General features: G+C 69.0%; 4 protein-coding genes. 2 read left to right on the forward strand and 2 right to left on the reverse strand.

What is annotated here, in order from left to right:
- Positions 1-365 precede the first annotated feature (365 nt).
- Positions 366-1,643, forward strand: coding sequence for a hypothetical protein (locus tag EHS43_RS37390; protein WP_125195070.1), 1,278 nt, complete (start codon positions 366-368; stop codon positions 1,641-1,643).
- Positions 1,644-1,661: 18 nt separating this feature from the next.
- Here the strand turns inward: EHS43_RS37390 and EHS43_RS37395 are convergent, their stop codons facing one another.
- A complete protein-coding gene (locus EHS43_RS37395; RefSeq protein ID WP_125195071.1) occupies positions 1,662-2,642 on the reverse strand; it encodes an ATP-binding protein in 981 nt (326 codons plus the stop codon).
- A gap of 101 nt (positions 2,643-2,743) precedes the next feature.
- Between EHS43_RS37395 and EHS43_RS37400 the strand changes: the two genes are divergently transcribed.
- Complete coding sequence (locus tag EHS43_RS37400; protein ID WP_125195072.1) at positions 2,744-3,568, forward strand: oxidoreductase; 825 nt, start codon at positions 2,744-2,746, stop codon at positions 3,566-3,568.
- Positions 3,569-3,904: 336 nt separating this feature from the next.
- Here the strand turns inward: EHS43_RS37400 and EHS43_RS37405 are convergent, their stop codons facing one another.
- Entirely contained in the window at positions 3,905-4,738 is an 834-nt protein-coding gene (locus tag EHS43_RS37405; protein ID WP_125195073.1) for an HAD family phosphatase, read from the reverse strand.
- Between the last annotated feature and the right edge of the window lie 149 nt (positions 4,739-4,887).

Consider the following 4,887-nt stretch of genomic DNA (forward strand, 5'->3'; position numbering starts at 1 on the left):
GGGTGGCTGCGCCTCGCGTGGTGCGAGTCGCTGGGGTCGGTGGCTCGGGTGGGAACACAGGCTGACATATTTCCCGTCTCCTCCGGGGCAGCGCGGTCGCGGAACAGGTGGTCCCCCGTCGACGACGGGGGTCGGGTCGCGGCCGTGGGTCACGGCGTGCAGCGGCGGGATGAATCAACGCTCGGTAAATGGATCGTAATGCAGAGTAAAGGGCAGGCATAGGCTTTCCGGGCAAATGGGTGAAAGGCTCACCTGAATAGGTGAAGTGGCAATTTCATCGGCTTGTCGTACTAATTCCTTCTCGGGCCCGTGCGAACTTGGCGGCGCTGTCGTTGCCCCGAGAGAAGGAAGAAGGTGGGCGGAACATGGCCGCCACCCACAGGATTGCCGCGGGAGCCGTGGTCGCCGCGGTCTGCGCCGCCTCGCTCGCCGGTTGCGCGACCGGCACCGGCGACGCCGACGGAGGAGCCGCGGGACCGCTGAAGGCGAAGCCCGCCCAGGCACCACCCAAGCGGGTGTTCCGGCTGATCGGCGACGGTTCCACCGCCTACACCGGAGCCCAGCCGCACCTGCCGAGGGCCGAGCGCCTCAAGCCCGGCGAGAAGCCGCCCCAGTTCGTGGTGTTCTCCTGGGACGGCGCCGGCGAGGACAGCCAGAAGCTGTTCTCCCACTTCCGTGCGGTCGCCAAGGCGAACCACGCGACGATGACGTACTTCCTGAGCGGCGTGTACATGCTGCCGGAGGACAAGCGCGACGAGTACAAGCCGCCGCAGCACTCCCCGGGCCGCTCCGACATCGGCTTCAACGACCAGCAGGGCATCGCCGACACCGTCAAGCAGCTGCGCCTCGCGTGGCTGGAGGGCAACGAGATCGGCACCCACTTCAACGGCCACTTCTGCGGCAGCGGCGGCGGGGTCGGCCAGTGGTCGGTCGAGGAGTGGAAGGACGAGATCGCCCAGGCGAAGAAGTTCGTCAAATCCTGGAAGACCAACACCGGGATGACGAAGGCCTCCCCGCTGCCCTTCGACTACGACAAGGAGCTGATCGGCGCCCGCACCCCCTGCCTGGAGGGCCAGAAGAACTTCATGACGGCCGCTCGCGAGCTGGGCTTCCGCTACGACACCAGCGGGGTCAACGAGCAGCTGTGGCCGAAGAAGAAGCAGGGCCTGTGGGACCTGTCGATGCAGCTCGTGCCCTTCCCCGGGCACTCCTATGAGCAGCTCACCATGGACTACAACTTCATGGTCAACCAGTCCGGCACCAGGACCCAGGGCGACCCCGGCAAGCGCGAGTTCTGGGGCGACCAGATGCGCGACGGCCTCCTCAAGGGCTTCCAGCGTGCCTACGACGGCAACCGCGCGCCGCTGATCATCGGCAACCACTTCGAGTCCTGGAACGGCGGCACCTACATGCGTGCCGTCGAGGAGACGGTCGAGCAGGTCTGCAACAAGCCCGACGTGCGCTGTGTCTCCTTCCGGCAGCTCGCCGACTGGCTCGACGCGCAGGACCCGGACACCCTGGACAAGCTGCGCTCCCTCGGGGTCGGAGAGGCTCCGAAGAAGGGCTGGCAGGCCTTCCTGTCGGGCCGGCCCGCCCCGGCGCCGAAGGGCGTACCAGGGGCGCCGGCGGCCGGGAAGCTGTAGGCGCCTCGGCGATCGTCCTCAGACGGCCGCCACCGCGCTTGCGCCGAGCACGAACGAGGGGTCGATCTGCGCCGCCAGGTCGGCCCCCGTGCGCTCGTTGCCCCAGGACCGGGCGTTCTTCAGGTGGAAGTGCACCATCTGCTGGGTGTAGCGCTCCGCGTCGCGCAGTTCGTACGTCGCGTCGACGGCGGTCCGCAGTCGGTGCAGGGCGCGTCGGTTGACGTCCTCCAGGAGCGCGAACCGGGGCGGCCGGCCCTTCTCCAGGGCACGCACCCAGTCCGAGTGCCCGACCGTCACCAGCAGGTCGTCCCCGACTTCGGCGCGGAGGAAGTCGAGGTCGTCGCGGCCCTGGACCTTGTTGCCGACGACCTTCAGGGTGACGCCGAAGTCGCGGGCGTACTCCTTGTACTGGCGATAGACCGAGACCCCCTTCCGGGTCGGCTCGGCGACGAGGAACGTCATGTCGAAGCGGGTGAACATGCCGGAGGCGAAGGAGTCCGAGCCCGCCGTCATGTCGACCACGACGTACTCGCCCGGCCCGTCCACCAGGTGGTTCAGGCAGAGTTCCACCGCTCCCGTCTTGGAGTGGTAGCAGGCGACCCCCAGGTCGGCGTCCGTGAAGGGGCCGGTGACCACCAAACGGACGACGTCGCCGTCGAGTTCCACCGGCCGGGCGCAGGCGTCGTAGACCGGGTTGTCCTCGCGCACCCGCAGCAGCCGCGAGCCCTCGCCGGGCGGGGTGGTCTTGATCATCTCCGCGGCCGAGGCGATCCGCGGATTGGTGCCGCGCAGGTACTCCTTGATCAGCGGCAGCCGCTCGCCCAGGGCGGGCAGCGCGGCGGCCTCCTCCTCGTCCAGGCCGAGCGCCGGGCCGAGGTGCTGGTTGATGTCGGCGTCGACGGCGATCACCGGCGCTCCGGTGGCCGCGACATGGCGGATGAACAGGGAGGACAGGGTGGTCTTGCCGCTGCCGCCCTTCCCGACGAAAGCAATTTTCATGTTCACGAAGAGTAGTCGAGCGGTAGCTGTACGTGGCAGGTGTGCGTGAAGAAGACCACTCCATCGAGGGGTGCCCGGCTGGGTTGCGTAGTGTCGTACTCATGAGTACGACAGGCGCGAACGCCGATCCGCTCGCGGCCCTGGGCTCGCTGCCCGGTGTGGCCGACTCCGTGGAGTCCGTGCGCAAGTCCGTGGACCGGGTCTACGGGCACCGTGTCATGCGGCGCCGCAGCAACGAGATCACTTCCGAGGCCGCCCTGCGCGGCGCCCGCGGCTCGGCCGCGCTGTCCGGCGCGGACTGGGCGCTCGAAGAGGTGCGCCGACGCTCGGACTTCGGCGTCGACGACGAGGCGCGGGTCATGGGCGCGGCACTGAGGCTGACCGCCGAGGCCGGCCAACTGCTGTCCATCTGGCGGCAGTCGCCCCTCAGGGTGCTGGCCCGGCTGCATCTGGTGGCAGGAGCGACCGACGAGGACGGGATCGGGCGTCCGCGTCAGGCCGGTGAGAGCGTCGACGAGCCGCTCATCGAGCTGCCCCTGCCGGACGCGGCCGAGGTCTCGGGCCGGCTGGAGGGCCTGTCCGAGCTGATCATCGCGGGCAGTTCGGCCCCCGCCCTGGTCACGGCCGCCGTGGTGCAGGGAGAGCTCCTCGCCCTCAGGCCCTTCGTCTCCCACAACGGCCTGGTCGCGCGCGCGGCCGCGCGGATCGTCCTGGTCGGCAGCGGTCTCGACCCCAAGTCGGTGTGCCCCGCGGAGGTGGGCCACGCCGAACTGGGCCGTGCGGCCTACCTGGCGGCGCTCGACGGGTACGCCTCCGGCACCCCCGAGGGCATGGCCGCCTGGATCGCCCACTGCGGCCGCGCGGTCGAACTGGGAGCGCGCGAGTCGACGGCGGTGTGCGAGGCACTCCAGCGCGGGGCGGCGTAGAAACCCCTGGAAAAGGGTTGCGGCGGTACGAGGACTCGTACCGCCGCTGGCATGTTCACCGAGTTACCAAGCGTCCTCGATATGTTGCCCATCAGGTCGGGAACTTTGCCCGTCACCTGGTGCGGCTGGCCCGTAATCGACGGGTCGACGTCGCGTGGGTGCCCGGTGTTCATGCGCGGTCCGTGGGGCCAAATGCGTTAAAAAGGTGATCCTCTCGGATGTCCTTGGTCTCGCGGGCCGTTAACCCCTTTGTACTCCTGGACCGGGGCAAGCGGAACCCCCGGCCGCCGTTCTTTACTTTTGCCCTCAAACAGGCGCCAAAGTGCCGGATTCCCCTCAAGCGACCGTGGAGCGCCGTCGATTCGCGTACCAGACCAGGCCCGCCGTCGCAGCCGCCGCTCCTATCGCGGCGACCGCGACAAGGGCCGGGCGGGGCGGTACGGCGAATCCGGGCAGCCGCTGCTTGAGCCGGACCGGCCGGTGGAAATCGAGAATCGGCCACCCGCGCGCGAGGGCCTCGCGGCGCAGTGCGCGGTCCGGGTTGACCGCGTGCGGATGACCCACGGCCTGGAGCATCGGCACATCGGTCGCCGAGTCGCTGTAGGCGTAGCAGCGCTCCAGGTCGTACCCCTCGGACTCCGCGAGCTCCTTGACGGCCTCGGCCTTGGTCGGGCCGTACGCGTAGTACTCCACCTCGCCGGTGAAGCAGCCGTCCTCGCCGACGACCATGCGGGTCGCCACCACCCTGTCGGCGCCCAGGAGTTCGCCGATCGGCTCGACCACCTCCGCGCCGGACGTGGAGACGATGACGACGTCCCGGCCGGCGGTGTGGTGCTCCTCGATGAGGGAGGCGGCCTCGTCGTAGATGATCGGGTCGATCAGGTCGTGAAGGGTCTCGGCCACGATCTCCTTGACCTGCTGGACGTTCCAGCCGCGGCACATCGCGGACAGGTACTCGCGCATGCGCTCCATCTGGTCGTGGTCGGCGCCGCCGAGGAGGAACACGAACTGGGCATATGCGGTCCGCAAGGCGGCCCTGCGGTTGATCAGCCCGCCTTGGTAGAACGACTTGCTGAACGTGAGCGTGCTCGACTTCGCAATGACCGTCTTGTCCAGGTCAAAGAAGGCGGCTGTGCGGGGCAAGGAGTGGTTTTCCACGACCCCGAGCATAGGCGCAGCCCATTCGGCGTAAGGTGAGGCGCGTGGGTTTGCCTGGGAGGGCTCTCGGGTACACCATGGAAGTCACGGATCGTTCGCGACCGTGCTAACGCGGTCCGGCTCCTCCCCCCCCGAGTCGGCCGTGGAGACGACCCCCACTC

The sequence above is a fragment of the Streptomyces sp. RP5T genome (assembly GCF_003933965.1).
In the GTDB taxonomy this organism is placed as follows: Bacteria; Actinomycetota; Actinomycetes; order Streptomycetales; family Streptomycetaceae; genus Streptomyces.